The organism is Proteus sp. fly-1008 (assembly GCF_040140305.1).
GTDB classification, from domain to species: Bacteria; Pseudomonadota; Gammaproteobacteria; order Enterobacterales; family Enterobacteriaceae; genus Proteus; species Proteus vulgaris_B.
Genome location: NZ_JBEEWH010000003.1, coordinates 155,139 through 173,084 on the forward strand (window position 1 = coordinate 155,139; position 17,946 = coordinate 173,084).

Genomic DNA, 17,946 nt, shown 5'->3' on the forward strand with positions numbered 1-17,946 from the left:
AGCGTGTTGGTGGCTATCCCCTTGGATGATGTTGCTGATGAAGCACTTTCAAGCGCTCTGTTGCAACATGGGTATAAATCTGTGTTGTAGAGAGGTCACTGTGCCCCAATAACATCTGTACAACACGCAAGTCTGCTCCATGATTTAAAAGATGTGTTGCAAATGCATGGCGCAACACATGGGGTGATAACTTTTCAGTATCAATTCCAGCAATCACAGCATAATGTTTTATCCGATGCCAGAAAGTTTGTCGTGTCATTTTTTGCCCTCTTAGGCTAGGAAAAACGATATCATCTGTTTTTCCTTGCATTAAAGTGGGTCTTCCATATTGCAGATATTGTTCTAACCAGTAAATAGCCTCTTCCCCTAAAGGGACTAATCGTTCTTTATCACCCTTACCGATCACTCTTAATACACCTTGCCGTAAGCTGATATCAGAAAGAGATAATCCCACTAATTCAGAAACCCGAAGTCCACAGGCATAAAGCACTTCAAGCATTGCTTTATCACGTAATTCTAATGGCTCATCAATACAAGGCGCATTAAGTAAATCATCCACTTGCCGTTCACTTAAATCTTTAGGTAAACGTTTTGGCAATTTTGGGGTTGAGAGTAATGCACTAGGATCATCTAAGCGTAATTTTTCACGATAAAGATATTGAAATAATCGACGCATTGTACTGAGCAAACGAGCAGCACTACTGGCTTTATAGCCTTCATCAAGACGCGTCGCGAGAAAAGATTGTAAATCCAAGGTGGTCACAGATAACCAATCCGATTGATGATGTATAAGCCATTGACCTAATGCTTGTAAATCTAAGCGATAAGAACTGAGTGTATTGGCTGATAATCCTTGTTCTAACCAAATATTGTCGAGAAATTGCTCAATGATAATATCTGTATCTTCATGAGTCTGCGTTGTTTTTTTTATCGATAATTTGGTTTGTGGCACAGTCTTACTCTCCTGCTCTTTAGTTTATTGCCTTTACATTATGCCTTATAAAACTTTTTTTCTGATACAATAGTGACCTTTATTGGCAAAAATATCCTAAAAATCTTTATGAAAATTGGTCTATTTTACGGTTCTAGCACCTGTTACACCGAAATGGCGGCAGAAAAAATTCGTGATATTCTCGGTGAAGAGTTCGTTGATCTTCATAATGTTCAAGAGTGTGATATCACGCTTATGGAGCAATATGACATTCTTATTTTAGGTATTCCCACTTGGGATTTTGGCGAAATCCAAGAAGATTGGCTCAACATTTGGGAAACATTGCCAACATTAAATTTAAAAAACAAACTTATTGCGATGTATGGAATGGGTGACCAAGTCGATTACAGCGAATGGTTTCTTGATGCACTAGGTATGCTTTACCATCATTTATTGCCAAGTGGCGTTAAATTTATTGGGTTCTGGCCTGTTGATGGATATGAGTTTGTCAGTCCAAAACCATTATCAGATGATGGTAAGCATTTTGTTGGCCTTGCATTAGATGACGTTAATCAATTTGAAGAAACTGATGAACGTTTATCACAATGGTGTATGCAAATTTTACGTGAAATAGAAGAAAATTTATAAATAGAATGCCCAGAGATTAAATATCTGGGTATTGCATTAACAGTTGCGAAAAATTACGCCATTCATTTTCAGTCATGCTATCAAAAGCGACCCATAACGTGATTTGTTTTTTATTCAAAATAGAGGTCAACGTTATTTGAGTACCAAATCGACTAATCCAGGGACGCTTTGTAATTTGCCACTCATGAAGTTTCCATTGCACTCGATTACCATTCAGTAAAGCAAAATCACCTTTGATTCGACTAATATTTTTTTGCGTAAAATACCAGCTTCCAATCAAAAATAGTAACAAAGGCACCCAAATATAAATAAAATCGGGAGGCCATGGATATAGCAATAAGCCTATTTCAAAAGCAACATAGATTGCCGTTGAAAAGAGTTGTGTAAACCATGACACTGTAAGATGCGATTTCCATAAGATCACGAGTTATATTAACTCCTGCTTTAGTTCTATACCGATATAAATAACGTTAAAGAATAACCTATTTATAATGTAACTTCTTTTTTAACCTTGTAAATAGTTTACCTTACATTTTAGATTTAATTTTTTATTATTTATGACTATTTTATACTTAATCAAAAAAACAATTTAATAATAAGTACGTAATCTTTATTCTTTTTAAATTGCTGTTTTAATAAAATGAGCATACCTGATTTACTAAATACTCAGAAGATAATCATGAAAAAAGATCATTTAAACGATGATTTATAGAGATAACACGCATTTTTATCGCAAACCTGTTTTTTATTTCATCACATTTTAGAACATAACTAATATTATTTTTATATAAAAATAAAAAACGCCTTTATTAGATAATAAAGGCGTCTTTATAACCAATAAAAATTATTATTTAGCCTATCGCTGATTTTATACGTTTTTTTTATTAATATTTATCAACGATCTCTGCCATTCTCGCCCGATTACGCTCTTGGATTAACTTCACCATATAATAGAGCGATTCATCGTCAGGACGACCATGATTCATTAACCAGTTAAATAAATCAGGATCTGCACATTCGAGTAAACGAACAAAAAGCGCTTTATCGTTATCAGATAACGTATCGTACTCATTTTCGAAAAAAGGCATGATAGAAATATCCAGCTCGCGCATTCCACGGCGACATGCCCAGTTAATTCGTGCTTTATTCTCTATATCGATAGTCATACTCTGCTCTTTACATTGTTCAAATCAAGAAATACTACGATTTCTTCCTACCTCGATGATAGTCTTATCACGAAATTTTTAACATCAAAATGATCACAGTTTGCAGGTTTCGTCTCATAGACACCATATTGAATACACTCTTAATGGTCATCTGTCAGGTTCATTTTCTGTGCGTTATAAATAATAATGACTTGCATTGTCTCGTGACTCTTTTACCATAACTGATGTATCTGATTAATTTAATCGCTGGTGACATCATGACTCAAAATTCGACTCAGGCTAAACGCCCTCATGCGGCAATCAATTTACCGTTAACACTGATTTCTTTAGATGAATGGTCACTGATAACAGCAACCGGTGCTGACAGTGAAAAATATCTACAAGGCCAATTAACAACCGATATTACAGCACTTCCTGCAACCACGCATACACTATCAGCACACTGTGAAGCAAAAGGAAAAATGTGGAGCACATTACGCTTTTTCCATATGCAAGACGGTTTTGCTTATATTTTGCGTAAGAATGTCGCACAAAAACAACTGACTGAATTAAAGAAATACGCAGTATTTTCAAAAATAACCCTAGCCGAAAATACACAAGCCGTATTATTAGGATTAGCAGGGCAAGGCGCAGCTCAAGCTTTAGCTGACTATTTTCCTAATATTCCTCGCAAAGCGAATGAAGTCGTTAATCACGATAATACTTATATTCTTCAATTACCTTTACCTACTGAGCGCTTCTTAATTGTCACTGACGAAGAAACAGCAAAAAATCTAGCCACGACATTAAAAGCTGAAACAAGTGATAGTGAACAATGGTTAGCTTTAGATATTGAAGCTGGATACCCTATTATTGATACCCCAAATATCGAACAGTTCTTACCTCAAGCAACAAACCTACAAGCATTACCTCTGAGCATCTGCTTTAAAAAAGGCTGTTATACTGGTCAAGAAATGGTCTCTCGTGCGAAGTTCAGAGGTGCCAATAAACGTGCTATGTATCTATTATCTGGTGGTAGTACTGAGTTACCAGAAATTGGCGGTAGTATTGAGTGGCAATTGGGTGAAGATAAATGGCGTAAAACGGGCACTGTATTAAGTGCTGTACGTATGGCTGACAATACTATCCTTACAGAAGTTATTATGAATAACGACATGGAAGCTGACAGCGTATTTCGTGTCCAAGGCGACAACATCAGTCGCTTATCCATTAAACCTCTTCCTTATTCTTTAGAAGAAGAGTAACTCTTATTTAAATCAGAATGGATTTTTATGACACAACAACCTAATGGGGCTTTTGGCCCCTTTTCAGAGACTATTAATTTCATTATGGAATTAGATAAACTTAAACGTGTTTATCGTAAAAATAATGTGTTAGACAATAGCCGTTCTGAAAATACGGCAGAACATAGCTGGCATTTTGCGGTTGCCGCAATGAGTTTCCAACCTTATGCAGGCAATATTGATATGGGACGTGCTATTCAATTAGCTTTAGTCCACGATATCGTTGAGATCGACGCTGGTGACGTTATGGTGTATGACGTTGCTGCTCGTGAAGCAATCAAAGAACACGAGCAAAAAGCCGCAAGACGCATTTTTGCTTTATTACCATCCCCACAAAGTGAATATTTCCTCAATTTATGGCTGGAATATGATGCTGCTGAAACACCTGAATCTCAGTTTGCTAATATTCTTGATCGCGCCATGCCAATGCTGATGAACTTACATAATGAAGGTCAAAGTTGGGTGGAAAATAATATCCGCTTAGAACAAGTATTAGCGCGCAACCTGTTTATTGAAAAACAGTGGCCAGAGTTTTGGCAATATCTCTACCCTCAATTATTAGAGGCGCAGAAAAAAGGCTGGTTGAAGTAACAACAAAAAAATACCGATGGCTAACTTAACCATCGGTATTTAATTTAGAAATATTGTTAGATTAAAGCTTATTCGTAATCACTAATTGGCGCACATGAACAATGTAAATGACGATCGCCATATACATCATCAAGACGTTTAACCGCTGGCCAATATTTGCTTTGTTTCGTTGCTTCACTTGGAAACACAGCACATTCTCGGCTATAACTGTGTGACCACTCTTGTACTAATTCATATTGTGTATGAGGTGCATTAACTAATGGATTGTCACCAATTGGCCATACGCCTTTATCTACCTGTGCAATTTCAGCTCGGATAGAAAGCAGCGCTTCAATAAAGCGGTCAATTTCTACTTTACTTTCTGATTCTGTCGGCTCAATCATCAATGTACCCGCAACAGGAAAGGACATGGTTGGAGCGTGGAATCCATAATCAATTAAACGCTTAGCCACATCCATTTCACTGATACCATAATTCGCTTTTAATGGGCGAATATCGATAATACATTCATGTGCGACATAACCATCAGCGCCAGCATAAAGAATGTCATAGTCATTTTTCAAACGTTGTGCAATATAGTTCGCATTTAAGATTGCCACTTGGCTTGCTTGTTTAAGCCCTTGCGACCCCATCATACGAATATACATCCAACTAATTGGTAATATTGAAGCACTACCGAACTGGGCAGCAGAAACTGCACCTTGTGTGGTGACATTTTCCATTTCAACAACAGAATGCCCCGGTACAAATGGTGCTAAGTGTGATTTCACACCAATAGGCCCCATACCAGGACCACCACCACCATGGGGGATACAGAAGGTTTTATGCAAGTTTAAGTGAGAAACATCAGAGCCAATAAAGCCTGGTGTAGTTATCCCTACTTGCGCATTCATATTGGCACCATCAAGATAAACTTGTCCGCCATATTGATGAATAATCTCGCAAACTTCACGAATACCTTCTTCGTAAACACCATGTGTTGATGGATATGTCACCATTACGCAAGAGAGTTCAGCTTGATGTTTTTCTGCTTTGGCTTTTAAGTCTGCAATATCAATGTTGCCATTGTCATCACAACCAACAACCACCACAGTCATGCCTGCCATATGTGCAGACGCAGGGTTAGTACCATGTGCAGAGCTTGGAATTAAACAGATATGACGTGCATTATCACCACGACTTTGGTGATAACGGCGGATTGCTAATAGACCCGCATATTCCCCTTGAGCCCCAGAGTTTGGTTGCATACACATTGCATCATAACCGGTTAATGCAGCAAGCCAATTAGCCAATTGTCCAATCATCACCTGATAGCCTTTCGCTTGATAGGCTGGGCAGAATGGATGTAGCTCTGTAAACTCAGGCCATGTAATTGGGATCATTTCAGCAGCCGCATTTAGTTTCATCGTGCATGAACCTAATGGGATCATTGCTTGATTTAAAGCTAAGTCTTTATTTTCTAAACGATGCATATAACGCATCATTTCAGTTTCACTGTGATAATGATGAAAATTTTCATGTGTTAACACAGTGTCTTTACGTAGCATAGACGCGGGAATAGATGCTGAAGATGAAACGACTTGTTTATCAAGTGTATCAATATCACCTACTAATGCTTTACCACTAAGGATCTCAATAAGCTTTAATACATCTTCACGAGTTGTTATTTCACTTAATGTGACACCAACGGCACCCACAATATCCGTGCGCAAGTTAATTTCAGCGTCTTTTGCACGTTGTAATACAGCGGCTTTATCTGCTGTTTCAACCGTTAAGGTATCAAACCAAGTTTGATGGCGTAAGGTCATGCCATTTTGTTGTAAACCCGCAGCCAAAATATCAGTTAAACGATGAATACGTTGAGCGATGGTTTTTAACCCTTCAGGCCCATGATAAACCGCATACATAGCAGCAATGTTGGCAAGTAAAACTTGAGATGTACAAATATTGGAGTTGGCTTTTTCACGACGAATATGCTGTTCTCGTGTTTGCATTGCCATACGTAATGCACGATTACCTGCTGCATCACGAGACACACCAATGATACGACCAGGCATTGCTCGCTTATATTCATCACGACAAGCAAAGAATGCCGCATGAGGGCCACCGTATCCCATTGGTACACCAAAACGTTGTGCTGAACCTAATACGATATCAGCACCTTGATGACCTGGCGCTGTTAATACCACCAGCGCCATTAAATCGGCAGCAACACTCGTAATAATTTTGCGTTCTTTCAGTTCAGCCAATAACTTACTGTAATCATGAACTTCACCTGTTGTGCCAACTTGTTGTAATAGCACACCAAAAACACCTTCAAGCTCTAATACCTTTTCCGCTTTATCAACAACAACCTCAAAACCAAAGGTATCTGCGCGTGTTTTTACCACATCTAGGGTTTGGGGATGAATATCATCAGCGACAAAGAAACGATCTGCATTTTTTAGTTTGCTTACACGTTTTGCCATCGCCATTGCTTCAGCGGCAGCCGTTGCTTCATCGAGTAACGACGCAGAAGCGAGATCCATTCCCGTATAATCAATAGTGACTTGTTGGAAATTCAGCAGTGATTCAAGGCGGCCTTGAGACACTTCTGGCTGATACGGTGTATAAGCGGTATACCAGCCTGGATTTTCTAATAAATTACGTAAAATCACGGGAGGCAATACAGAAGGCGCATAACCCATACCAATATAAGAAGTAAAACGCTTATTTTGGCTGGCAATGGCTTTAAGTTCAGCCAAGGCTTCTTGCTCTGTTGCTCCAGCACCCACATTTGGTGGAGTATCTAGTTGGATATTATCTGGAACAATTTTTTGGGTTAATTCATTTAATGAGGAGACGCCAACAGCACTGAGCATCTCTTTAATCTGTTCTGGTGATGAACCAATATGGCGACGAATAAATTCATCACGATACTCTAACTGATTTAAACTCTGTGTCATTGCAAGTAATTTCCTGAATTCACGATGAATGGATAGGTAATAGCCATGGCTTAAGAACGTAGTGATAGCAACAAATAACAAGCTAATAAATAAAAACGCCCCGGTATGATTTGACGGGGCGCTTAGTTTTATTCTTCGCTATCTACCAACTCTTGATAACCAGTAGCATCAAGTAGGTCATCTAATTCGCTTTCATTATTTGCTTTAATGCGAAATAGCCAACCTTCTCCGTAAGGTGCGCTGTTTACCAGCTCTGGAGAACCATCTAACTCTTCATTTACTGCGATAATTTCACCCGATAATGGTGAATAAATATCTGATGCAGCTTTTACTGATTCCGCTACTGCACAATCATCACCGGCTGCTACTTCTCTACCCACTTCAGGTAGATCAACAAACACCATGTCACCTAATAATTCCTGTGCATGTTCAGTAATACCGATAGTGTATTCACCATTGCCTTCTGAACGGACCCACTCATGAGACTGCGCGTATTTTAATTCACTAGGTATTTGACTCATTGACCTTACTCTCCATTTAAAATAATTGTGCGTGTTATACCAATGCTTTACCTGAACGAACAAAACCAGGTTTAACAACTTCTACTGGCATTTCACGATTACGCATTAATACAATTGCGCTATCTTTAATACCTGCGGGAACTCTTGCTAATGCAATACTAAAGCCTAATGTGGGCGAAAAAGTACCGCTTGTAATCACACCTTCTCTTAATTCACCCAAATCATCAGTAAAGTGTACGGCAGTACCTGCACGTAACACACCTTTCTCTCGCATAACAAGGCCGACAAGTTTATCTGTGCCTGTTGCGCGTAATTTTTCTAATGCTTCTCGACCAATAAATTGACGATCTTCAGGTGCCCACGCAATCGTCCACCCCATATTAGCTTCAAGCGGATTAATAGTTTCATCCATCTCTTGGCTATAAAGATTCATTCCAGCTTCTAAGCGTAATGTATCTCTTGCACCTAATCCGGCAGGTTTAACACCCACCGCTAATAATTTTTTCCAGAAATCGACTGCTTGCTCTTTTGGCATCGCAATTTCATAACCCGCTTCACCGGTATAGCCTGTTGTTGCGATAAATAAGTCATCAAGTTCTACACCATAAAAAGGCTTCATAGTTGAAACAACTTGGCGTTGCTGTTCAGTCAATAATCGTTGAACCTTTTCTTGTGCGTGAGGGCCTTGAACCGCGATTAAAGCCAAGTCATCACGAACAGTAATATCAACCACGTAATCTGAAGCATGTTGTTCAACCCATGCCAGATCTTTTTCACGAGTCGCGGAGTTCACCACAAGGCGATAGAAAGAATCATCAAAGTAATAGACGATAAGATCATCAATTACACCACCTGATGCATTAAGCATTCCGGTATAAAGCGCCTTACCTTTTTCGGTGAGTTTAGCAACATCATTCGCTAATAAATAACGTAGGAAATCTTTAACTTGCGAGCCATGTAAATCAACAATGGTCATATGAGAAACATCAAACATACCTGCATCACTGCGTACATTGTGATGTTCATCTATTTGAGAGCCATAATGCAACGGCATCATCCAACCATGAAAATCGACCATACGAGCACCGCAGGCTACGTGCTCATCATACAACGGAGTCTGTTTTGCCATTCTTCCCTCTTTCTACTTTTACTTTAGATTATTCAGAGAACGCAATTTGTTAAATATAAAATTAAACTTGATTAGAAATCAGTGTATTAATCACGAGTTTAAGTTTATTTTTAAACATGGATTTAACAAATACGAGCAATTAACGTACAACGCAAACGATACCATCCTCTTGAACTTAGCATTGCCAGAAAAAATAAACCATAAGTTAAAATAGGGTATTGTGTCTCTCAATCATAATAGAGAGATATGAGTATGCAGAACTAATGATTGCAATTATGCGTATCAGCGCTCATTTTTAGCGAGGAATTCCTGTAAAAAAGGAATTAGTGCAAAGAATAGACTGAAAAAATAGATTTTTTTAGTTCTATTTCTTCAGTCAGATATAAATAAAAGTAATGTGAAATAAGGGAGGAATTAGATTTTTTCAACTGAAGTGAAATTTTTATCACTTAACCATTCAGGTAAATCAGAAAGACCCATTGCTTGTTCAAGTAACTTTGGTTTTACGCCCGGTAAACTATCCGCTAACGAAAGGCCGATATCTCGAACCCATTTTTTGACAGGATTATTTCCGGCAAAAAGTTCACGAAATCCCTGCATACTGGCTAACATTACAGCGGCCGCATGTTTGCGACGACGCTCAAATCGTCTCAAATAAAGATATTCACCAAAATCTTTCCCTTCTGCTTTTAAGCGGCGGATCTCACCAATTAACTCTGCAACATCCATAAAACCAAGGTTAACGCCTTGTCCAGCTAAAGGGTGAATAGTATGTGCCGCATCACCTAATAACGCTAAACGAGGCGCTGCAAATTGGCGTGCATAGCGACCAGTTAATGGTATTGTCATGCGATCACTTATTAATTCACATTGACCCAAACGCATATCAAATGTCACACCTAATGTGCGCTCAAATAAGGTTTTATCTGCATTTTTGTAGCGTTCAGCTAGATGGCTTGGTAAAGACCAAACAATAGAGCAAGTATGAGGATCAGAAAGAGGTAGAAATGCTAAAATACCTTCACCATGAAAGACTTGGCGAGCAACATTGTCGTGGGGTTGTTCAGTACGAATAGTAGCAACTAATGCATAATGTTCATAATCCCAAAAAGTCAGAGGAATATCGGCATGTTTGCGTAACCATGAATTAGCACCATCAGCTCCGACAACTAATCTTGCCGTCAACATTTCACCATCATTAAGGGTAATAAATGCATCATTTTCACCCCAAACAACACGTTCAATTTGTGTCGATGAATAGAAGGTTATATCACTGTGGCTTTCACATTTTTGCCAAAGCACTTCTCGAATGAGGTTATTTTCGATAATAGAGCCTAAATGGCTGAACCCTTCTTTTTGTGCCGAAAATTCAATACGACCAAAACTATCTTGATCCCAAACTTCCATACCTTGGTAAGGCGTTGCTCGTAAAGCATTTAAGTTTTCCCAAACACCTAATTTTTTCAGCAACATTTCACTGGCAGTATTAATAGCGGATACCCGTAATGAAAAATCATCTTGCGGGTGAAAATGTTTTGTTACTGGGTGATTTTCTATTATCGCTATACGTAATCCACACCCGTGTAATCCGCTGGCTAATGCAAGCCCAACCATTCCACCACCAGCAATAACAACATCAAATGATTTCATAATAAAATATCCTAAAAAGCGTTTTTTTTAGAGCGCGCTGTTCTTTTCTGCTCGTTTTTACAACAAAAAAAATTTATAAAGCAAACTATTTACTATTTTAGGGATTGATTGATTGATATTAACAATGACCTCTTAAAATAAAAATAGACGTTAAAAACAGCCCTATAGATTCGGATGAAAATTGACCATTAAAAATCAACACGCTCTAGTCTGTCCAGCCCAGTGTTTGATGCGCCAATTTATCTCTCATCATTGGGAGCAACTCCATCGTCATTAACCCTAAGTTGCGAGAAACAACCAGTGGCACACAACGATTTGCAAACACTTTCACCAACCCATCAGTAATAGAGATTGTTTTTTCTCTATCTTGTTGGCGAAGTTGTTGATATTGAGAGAGCACTCGGTAACTACCAATATCAGTATTAGTATTAATCGCTTGAGTGAGCGTATTGGCGAGCGCCATAACATCACGTAAACCAAGATTAAAGCCTTGTCCTGCAATAGGATGGAGTGTTTGTGATGCATTACCTACTAAGGCTAAACGGTGACTAATAATTTGATTGGCTTTTTGTAACGCTAAAGGATAGCAATTTCGCTTACCAATATGCTCTATTTTTCCTAAACGCCAGCCAAAGTCACGTTGTAAATGTGCGATGGTTGTTTCATCATCCCACTGTGAAATATCATCCCATTTTTCAATCGGGTGACACCACACTAATGAACTACGCCCTTCGCTCATCGGTAACATGGCTAATGGGCCAAATTCAGTAAAACGCTCAAAGGCTTTTCCCTCTGGGTTTATTTCTGTTTTGACATTAGCAATTACGGCGACTTGGTGATAAGGCTCACGTTGCCATTGAATATGGCATTGGTGGCCTATCGGCGAGTTTGTACCATCTGCTGCAATCAGTAAATCACCTGTTAATTGCGTACCATTATCAAGCGTTACTTCAACGCAGTCTATATTACGCTGAACTTGTTCAACTGTAGCTGGGCAATAAAGCGTGATATTAGATTGCTTTTTTAACTTGGCAAAAAGTTGTCGCCCTGCGTCATGTAACTCAATCACATAACCCAGTGCCGATATATCATAGTCTTGTGCATGAATATTAACAAAACCACAATGGCCTTTATCTGAGACATGAACGTGATTAATGGGGGTAACAAAAGGTTTTAATATTGACCAAAGCCCAATTTGCGATAACCGCTTTGCTGTTCCATGGGCTAATGCAATCGCTCTTGCATCAAATCCAGGATGCCCATTATCAGGCTCTCTTGCTTCAATTAACGAAATTGAAATATTGCCTTTGTTTAATGCAGAAAGTGCTAGTGCTAATGTTGCACCCGCCATTCCACCACCCACAATAATCACATTCATACTGATTTTAGCCTTAAATTTTTCCTGCCATCAGAGCTTCAATTTCATCCGGATCTTTAACGACAGAAGCCGTTAAGTTCTCATTGCCAGTTTCAGTGATAACAATATCATCTTCAATACGAATACCAATACCGCGATACTCTTGTGGTACATCGGCATCTGGCGCGATATATAACCCAGGCTCGATAGTCAGTACCATGCCTGGTTCTAAAATACGATCACGATCTGTGCCATAATGTCCCACATCATGAACATCAAGACCTAACCAATGGCTTAGGCTATGCATAAAGAAACGCTGATAGGCTTTTGTTTCAATAAGATGTTCAATTTCACCGTGCATAATGCCGAGTTTAACCAATCCTTCGACCATGATATACACGACATGCTCAGTGACTTCTTTGATGCTTGTACCAGGTTTGTACAATTCCAAAGACACATTGATGGATTTTAAGACAATGTCATAAATTTCACGTTGTTGACGGCTAAACTTACCATTAACAGGAAAAGTACGGGTGATATCACCTGCATAACCTTCATATTCACAGCCTGCATCAATGAGTACTAAATCCCCATCACGCATTTTGGTTTCATTTTCGGTATAGTGAAGAATACAACCATTTTCACCACTACCTACAATACTATTATATGAAGGGAAGCGAGCACCATGAGAAACAAACTCATGTTCTATTTCACCTTGAAGCTGATATTCATACATACCCGGCTGACATTTTTGCATCGCTCGAGTATGTGCTAACGCTGTAATTTTTCCTGCCTTACGCAGTAATTCAAGTTCAAAGTCAGATTTAAATAAACGTTGCTCATGAACGAGAGGACGCCAATCAATAATAGTTTGAGGTGCTTTTAAATTCCGGCGAGAGCCTTTTCTTAAAGTTTCTAATGCATTAAAAACGATTTCATCAGCAAATGCATATTCGCCTTGAGCATGATAAACAACATCTAATCCGTTTAATAATTGGTAAAGTTGCTCACCAACATCCTCATAAGGAAGTGCCTTATCAACACCTAATTTTTCAGGCGCAGCTTCTTGTCCAAGGCGACGACCAAACCAGATTTCAGCCGTTAAATCTCTTACGCGATTAAAGAGCACACTATGGTTATGTGTTTCATCACTCTTAATCAGCACAAGGATGGCCTCAGGCTCGCTGAAACCAGTTAGATAAAGGAAATCACTATGCTGGCGATAAGGATACTCACTATCCGCATTACGTTGCGCTGGTGGTGCTGCAAAAAAGATAGCTGCACTCGCAGGCTTCATTTGAGCTAATAATGCCTGACGACGGGATAAAAATTCTTGCTTATTCATACCCACTCCTGTCTTTCGTTTATCTTTATGTTTATCTAATGAATGATGAAACTAATGTAGTATACGTTGCTCATTCTGTTCACTATTTTCTTTGTCTTTTGGTGCGACAAAAGTGATATAACAAAGTTGAACAGATACTTTTACATATTCGCTGACTTCTTCTAGCGCATCTTCAAGTTCTTCTTGGTTTTCATCTTCTTCATAACCTAGCGCACCAATATTACGCAAATCGGTGATAACTTCAGTCAACTCTTTATGCTCAGATAATTTAGGTTGTGCAACACCCAAACCTAAAAGAAAATGATTAACCCACCCAGCAAGGGCATCGGCTCTTAGAAAAACGGATTCGGATTCGTCAGGAACTAACATCGAGAAGTTAAATACACTGTCATCAAGTTGTTCGTAAGTAATGTGATAAAGCGCTTCGAGTGGGTCTGATAATGTTTTAGGAAAAGCTAAACCTTCATTGGTTAAATCATGCAATAAGGTTTTCCAACTACTGTCGCGCACAGCGCCACAAATAAATCCTGTAATCAATCCGTGCATTTCAGCTGCCGTTAAAGGCACAGTATGTTGCTGTAATAAAGCATCTATAGATTGATAATTTGGTAATGTGTTTTGTTTTGACATAAGAATAAACGTCGCATTTAGGGGAATAGTTCAAGATATGCTACCATCAATAGAAGTCGCTGTACCAGTTAAGCCATGTTAATCATTGGAATTTTTGTAGTAATAGCGTTTAATACAGCGTTATAACCGTATACACTACTCAACACGTAGCACAGATTTTATGTCAGGAAGGAATCATGTCCGCACAACCCGTTGAACTTCAAATTTTTGGGCGCTCATTACGTGTCAATTGCCCACCAGAACAAAAAGATGCTTTACTGGCTTCTGCTGCTGAACTTGAACAACGATTACAAGATCTCAAAGAACGCAGTGGTGTTTCCAATACAGAGCACTTAATTTTTATCGTGGCATTAAATATGAGTCATGAGTTGGCAGAAGAAAAGTTAAAAACTAGAGACTATGCCTACAACATGGAAGAGAAGATAAAAATGCTACAACAATCTATTGAACAAGCTTTACACGATCAAGGCAAGCACCATGATCGCACTTTTTCAACTGCAAAGTAGATTTGTTCAGAAAGCATGCGTACGCCACGAAATTCACAGATAATAGGTTGCTTTCTACAATTAAAATAATACAATAGTTCATAGATAAGGTGCTTAACAGCATCCACCAAATTTCTCTGAGATGTTTGCCAGTGGGCCAGTCCCCTGAGCCGATATTCGAAACACATAGAATGTGGTGATCTGTCACTTGTGAGCATACCTGATTCGTTCAGGCAGCCTAATGGTAACAACACTATGTTCACCTTGGACCATGGGTTCAAGGGTTACAGCCTACGGCGGCATCTTGGAGACCTCTACTAAAGTTTTAAATGCTAAGTATTTTATAAATACCTAACATTTAAAACTTTTTTTATGCCTCTAATTCCTTAATTCTTCAACTTCTTCGCTTTCTTACCTCTAAAGTGTGATAAATTGACTAAAATGATAATTCCAACTTAATGATCACCACTGATTGATGGATTAAAGAATGACTCAGAAGTCACTGTTTCAACAAAGAGATGAGATACGTAAAGCAATTCGCCAAAAACGACGTTTACTCACATCACAACAGCAGCAGCAAGCCGCTCATCAATTATGTGAACGCGTTCTTAGTCACCCCAAAGTTCAACATGCACACACTCTTGCCTTATTTCTCTCTTTTGATGGTGAAATTGATACATCGCCTTTGATTTCACAATTATGGAAAATGAAGAAACAGATTTGTTTGCCCGTTTTACACCCTTTTCATCGCTATCATCTTCTTTTTTTACGTTATACACCAACCACTATTTTAGTGAAAAATCGCTTTGCGATTTCAGAACCACCTTTAAATGTAAATGCAGTTATTCCTCCAAATGACATCGATATTATTTTTACACCATTAGTGGCTTTTGATGCTCAAGGCCAACGATTAGGTATGGGAGGCGGTTTTTACGATAGAACGTTAGAAAATTGGCAACAAAAATCATTTTATCCAATAGGGCTTGCTCATACTTGCCAACAAGTTGAACATCTTCCTATTGCAAATTGGGATGTTCCATTACCTGAGATCATCACCCCAGAAAAAATATGGAATTTTTAATATTCTGAACAACTCATTTTAAAACACCGAATAATATCTGTGTTTTTTTATATTTTTTATTTTAGAAAGAATTTTAAATACCTTTTTATATCCAAAATCAATCTAAAGGTATTTTTATTTAAATGAAAAATGAAAAAGATGTTCATCTTATAAAATGCATCAATATTATTATCAACCTAACTAAAAACAAAGAAATAGAAATAAAAAAAAACCACACCATAAAATCTTTAGAAAAAGAATATGAATTTAAATTAAAAAAAATAAAACCATCAATTATATTTAAAAAACAACTTAATCATAAAATTATTTTTTATGACAAAAATGAAAATTTATTCATATTATTAAAACAAAGCGATAATAATTTTCTTATTTATAATTATCAAACTCATAAAATAGAGGAAGTTAATAAAGATAAAATCATTAAGATAAGTAAAAATCATGTTTATTACCTTGATTTTAAAACACAGCATCATTTTGATATCAGATGGTTTTTTCCTGCATTTATACGATATAAAGCTATTTTTTATCGTATTTTATTCTATTCATTAATCTTACAACTATTATCTTTGGCTAGCCCTTTAGTTACTCAAATTATTATGGATAAAGTAATTATATATCAAGCATTATCAACACTTGATGTATTAGTGATTGGATTAATCTTTATTGCTATTTCAGAAGGAGTTTTGAAAGGTATTAGAGAATATATGTATCATCATACCGCAAATAAAATTGATATAAACTTAAGTTTAAAAATGGCTAACCATTTATTAAAACTACCCATAAGTTACTTTAAGTCTCGACAAACAGGGATCATTGTAACTCGAGTAAAAGAGTTAGATATTATTAGAGACTTTATTACCAATACGTTATTAATGTTATTTATAGATTTATCTTTTATCTTCATATTTATCTTTGTTATGTCAATTTTATCCATAAAGCTAACATTCTTTTTTATGGCAACCATTCCCCTTTATTTTATTTTAGCTAAATTACTTGCTCCAAAGATAGAATTATCCGTTCAGCAGCTTTATCAAAAAATAGCGACCAATACGGCATTTCTTACCGAAAGTTTAAGTGGCATCGAAACCATTAAAAGCCTTTCTCTGGAGCCTCGATTTACACAACAATGGCATACACAAATTCATAAGCTTACCTATAAAAATTTAACACTTCAGGGTATAGACTCACTCTCCCGCTTCATTGTGCTATTTATCAATAAAACAACAACAGCATTACTGCTATGGCTAGGTGCTTATGAAGTGATTTCACACTCAATGACAATTGGTCAACTGATTGCCTTTATTATGCTACTAGGATATTGCCTACAACCTTTAGCAATCGCTATTGATATTTGGGGAAAATACATCAGAACAAAAACAGCCATTTATAATTTACAAGATATTCTTAATCTACCTAATGAGCAAAATATCAAAGGATCAAACACCAAACTTCAAGGAGACATTACGTTTGATAACGTAAGTTTCTGTTATCAAAATAATACACCGCTTATTTTACGTAATATTTCATTACAGATAAAAAAACATGAAGTTATTGGCATTGTAGGAACTTCAGGTTCGGGGAAAAGTACCTTGGCACGTCTAATCTCGGGCCTGTATATACCACAATCAGGCTGTATAAAATTTGATAATATTCCACTATCACAACTTCATTTAAAGTATGTACGCCAACAAATTGGTTTCGTACTACAAGAAAATTTTTTATTTCACTTAACGATCTTTGACAATATTAAATTAATGCATCCACAAGCTTCTTTAGAAGAGGTTATTGATGTTGCAAAAATCGCAGGCGCACATGAGTTTATCTTAAAATTACCGTTAGGATATGACACCTTGATCACTGAAGGAGGAACCTCCTTATCAGGAGGGCAACGTCAACGTATTGCTATTGCTAGAGCTTTATTAACATCACCTAAGATTTTGATTTTTGATGAAGCTACCAGCGCTTTAGATGATGATTCTCAAGCAATTATTCAAAATAACCTTCCACTTATCACAAAAAATAAAACCGTAATTATCATTGCCCATCGTCTGTCAACAATACGAGATTGTCATCGTATTATTGTGTTAAATAAGGGGCAAATTGTGGAGGAAGGAAAACACGAAGCTTTAATTAAAAATAACGGTGATTACAAAAAACTTTGGCAAATTCAGCAAGGATGTTGAG

16 protein-coding genes and 1 other RNA gene are annotated in these 17,946 nt (G+C 37.5%); 7 read left to right on the forward strand and 10 right to left on the reverse strand.

Annotation, left to right across the window (positions count from 1 at the left end; all coding sequences use genetic code 11):
- Nucleotides 1-13: 13 nt before the first annotated feature.
- A complete protein-coding gene (xerD, locus tag ABN256_RS07280) occupies nucleotides 14-952 on the reverse strand; it encodes a site-specific tyrosine recombinase XerD (RefSeq protein ID WP_115350651.1) in 939 nt (312 codons plus the stop codon).
- Nucleotides 953-1,060: 108 nt separating this feature from the next.
- On the opposite strand from xerD, the gene fldB reads away from it, so the two are divergent.
- Complete coding sequence (gene fldB / locus ABN256_RS07285) at nucleotides 1,061-1,579, forward strand: flavodoxin FldB (protein ID WP_196554922.1); 519 nt, start codon at nucleotides 1,061-1,063, stop codon at nucleotides 1,577-1,579.
- 16 nt (nucleotides 1,580-1,595) lie between these two features.
- Here the strand turns inward: fldB and ABN256_RS07290 are convergent, their stop codons facing one another.
- Both ABN256_RS07290 and sdhE read right to left on the reverse strand, forming a co-directional pair.
- Nucleotides 1,596-2,003 carry a protein YgfX gene (locus tag ABN256_RS07290; RefSeq protein WP_196554923.1) on the reverse strand — a complete coding sequence of 136 codons (408 nt, stop codon included), beginning with the start codon at nucleotides 2,001-2,003 and terminating at the stop codon, nucleotides 1,596-1,598.
- A gap of 460 nt (nucleotides 2,004-2,463) precedes the next feature.
- The gene (sdhE, locus tag ABN256_RS07295) at nucleotides 2,464-2,739 is read right to left on the reverse strand and encodes an FAD assembly factor SdhE (protein ID WP_036938885.1); all 276 of its coding nucleotides are present in this window, start codon (nucleotides 2,737-2,739) and stop codon (nucleotides 2,464-2,466) included.
- Nucleotides 2,740-3,002: 263 nt separating this feature from the next.
- On the opposite strand from sdhE, the gene ygfZ reads away from it, so the two are divergent.
- Complete coding sequence (gene ygfZ, locus ABN256_RS07300; RefSeq protein ID WP_196554924.1) at nucleotides 3,003-3,989, forward strand: tRNA-modifying protein YgfZ; 987 nt, start codon at nucleotides 3,003-3,005, stop codon at nucleotides 3,987-3,989.
- A gap of 27 nt (nucleotides 3,990-4,016) precedes the next feature.
- Entirely contained in the window at nucleotides 4,017-4,619 is a 603-nt protein-coding gene (locus ABN256_RS07305; RefSeq protein ID WP_196554925.1) for an HD domain-containing protein, read from the forward strand.
- A gap of 68 nt (nucleotides 4,620-4,687) precedes the next feature.
- Here ABN256_RS07305 and gcvP read toward each other — a convergent pair whose 3' ends face one another.
- From gcvP to ABN256_RS07340, 7 genes are all read right to left on the reverse strand, one after another.
- A complete protein-coding gene (gcvP, locus tag ABN256_RS07310; protein ID WP_196554926.1) occupies nucleotides 4,688-7,564 on the reverse strand; it encodes an aminomethyl-transferring glycine dehydrogenase in 2,877 nt (958 codons plus the stop codon).
- Between the two features lie 128 nt (nucleotides 7,565-7,692).
- The gene (gene gcvH / locus ABN256_RS07315; protein WP_196554927.1) at nucleotides 7,693-8,085 is read right to left on the reverse strand and encodes a glycine cleavage system protein GcvH; all 393 of its coding nucleotides are present in this window, start codon (nucleotides 8,083-8,085) and stop codon (nucleotides 7,693-7,695) included.
- Nucleotides 8,086-8,119: 34 nt separating this feature from the next.
- On the reverse strand, nucleotides 8,120-9,214 hold the full coding sequence (gene gcvT / locus ABN256_RS07320) for a glycine cleavage system aminomethyltransferase GcvT (RefSeq protein WP_196554928.1): 1,095 nt from the start codon (nucleotides 9,212-9,214) through the stop codon (nucleotides 8,120-8,122).
- A 414-nt stretch (nucleotides 9,215-9,628) separates the two neighbouring features.
- Nucleotides 9,629-10,864, reverse strand: coding sequence for an FAD-dependent 2-octaprenylphenol hydroxylase (ubiI, locus tag ABN256_RS07325; RefSeq protein WP_196554929.1), 1,236 nt, complete (start codon nucleotides 10,862-10,864; stop codon nucleotides 9,629-9,631).
- 205 nt (nucleotides 10,865-11,069) lie between these two features.
- On the reverse strand, nucleotides 11,070-12,242 hold the full coding sequence (ubiH, locus tag ABN256_RS07330; protein WP_196554930.1) for a 2-octaprenyl-6-methoxyphenyl hydroxylase: 1,173 nt from the start codon (nucleotides 12,240-12,242) through the stop codon (nucleotides 11,070-11,072).
- Nucleotides 12,243-12,255: 13 nt separating this feature from the next.
- A complete protein-coding gene (gene pepP / locus ABN256_RS07335; RefSeq protein WP_109407432.1) occupies nucleotides 12,256-13,566 on the reverse strand; it encodes a Xaa-Pro aminopeptidase in 1,311 nt (436 codons plus the stop codon).
- A gap of 51 nt (nucleotides 13,567-13,617) precedes the next feature.
- The gene (locus ABN256_RS07340; protein ID WP_115350656.1) at nucleotides 13,618-14,196 is read right to left on the reverse strand and encodes a YecA/YgfB family protein; all 579 of its coding nucleotides are present in this window, start codon (nucleotides 14,194-14,196) and stop codon (nucleotides 13,618-13,620) included.
- A 176-nt stretch (nucleotides 14,197-14,372) separates the two neighbouring features.
- On the opposite strand from ABN256_RS07340, the gene zapA reads away from it, so the two are divergent.
- From zapA to ABN256_RS07360, 4 genes are all read left to right on the forward strand, one after another.
- Nucleotides 14,373-14,702 (forward strand): cell division protein ZapA, encoded by a 330-nt coding sequence (zapA, locus tag ABN256_RS07345; protein ID WP_036934918.1) that lies wholly within the window; start codon nucleotides 14,373-14,375, stop codon nucleotides 14,700-14,702.
- A 110-nt stretch (nucleotides 14,703-14,812) separates the two neighbouring features.
- Nucleotides 14,813-14,996, forward strand: a non-coding RNA gene (gene ssrS, locus ABN256_RS07350) — 6S RNA.
- A 172-nt stretch (nucleotides 14,997-15,168) separates the two neighbouring features.
- Complete coding sequence (locus tag ABN256_RS07355; RefSeq protein ID WP_196554931.1) at nucleotides 15,169-15,762, forward strand: 5-formyltetrahydrofolate cyclo-ligase; 594 nt, start codon at nucleotides 15,169-15,171, stop codon at nucleotides 15,760-15,762.
- Nucleotides 15,763-15,884: 122 nt separating this feature from the next.
- Nucleotides 15,885-17,945, forward strand: a complete 2,061-nt coding sequence (locus ABN256_RS07360) for a peptidase domain-containing ABC transporter (RefSeq protein ID WP_197268971.1) — start codon at nucleotides 15,885-15,887, stop codon at nucleotides 17,943-17,945.
- Nucleotide 17,946: the final 1 nt, after the last annotated feature.

What these genes read in the sequence shown, in the direction of transcription:
- fldB (WP_196554922.1), top strand. Translation starts at nt 1,061, where the DNA reads ATGAAAATTGGTCTATTTTACGGTTCTAGCACCTGTTACACCGAAATG.
- ygfZ (WP_196554924.1), top strand. Translation starts at nt 3,003, where the DNA reads ATGACTCAAAATTCGACTCAGGCTAAACGCCCTCATGCGGCAATCAAT.
- ABN256_RS07305 (WP_196554925.1), top strand. Translation starts at nt 4,017, where the DNA reads ATGACACAACAACCTAATGGGGCTTTTGGCCCCTTTTCAGAGACTATT.
- gcvP (WP_196554926.1), bottom strand. Translation starts at nt 7,564, where the DNA reads ATGACACAGAGTTTAAATCAGTTAGAGTATCGTGATGAATTTATTCGT.
- gcvH (WP_196554927.1), bottom strand. Translation starts at nt 8,085, where the DNA reads ATGAGTCAAATACCTAGTGAATTAAAATACGCGCAGTCTCATGAGTGG.
- gcvT (WP_196554928.1), bottom strand. Translation starts at nt 9,214, where the DNA reads ATGGCAAAACAGACTCCGTTGTATGATGAGCACGTAGCCTGCGGTGCT.
- ubiI (WP_196554929.1), bottom strand. Translation starts at nt 10,864, where the DNA reads ATGAAATCATTTGATGTTGTTATTGCTGGTGGTGGAATGGTTGGGCTT.
- ubiH (WP_196554930.1), bottom strand. Translation starts at nt 12,242, where the DNA reads ATGAATGTGATTATTGTGGGTGGTGGAATGGCGGGTGCAACATTAGCA.
- pepP (WP_109407432.1), bottom strand. Translation starts at nt 13,566, where the DNA reads ATGAATAAGCAAGAATTTTTATCCCGTCGTCAGGCATTATTAGCTCAA.
- ABN256_RS07340 (WP_115350656.1), bottom strand. Translation starts at nt 14,196, where the DNA reads ATGTCAAAACAAAACACATTACCAAATTATCAATCTATAGATGCTTTA.
- zapA (WP_036934918.1), top strand. Translation starts at nt 14,373, where the DNA reads ATGTCCGCACAACCCGTTGAACTTCAAATTTTTGGGCGCTCATTACGT.
- ABN256_RS07355 (WP_196554931.1), top strand. Translation starts at nt 15,169, where the DNA reads ATGACTCAGAAGTCACTGTTTCAACAAAGAGATGAGATACGTAAAGCA.
- ABN256_RS07360 (WP_197268971.1), top strand. Translation starts at nt 15,885, where the DNA reads ATGAAAAATGAAAAAGATGTTCATCTTATAAAATGCATCAATATTATT.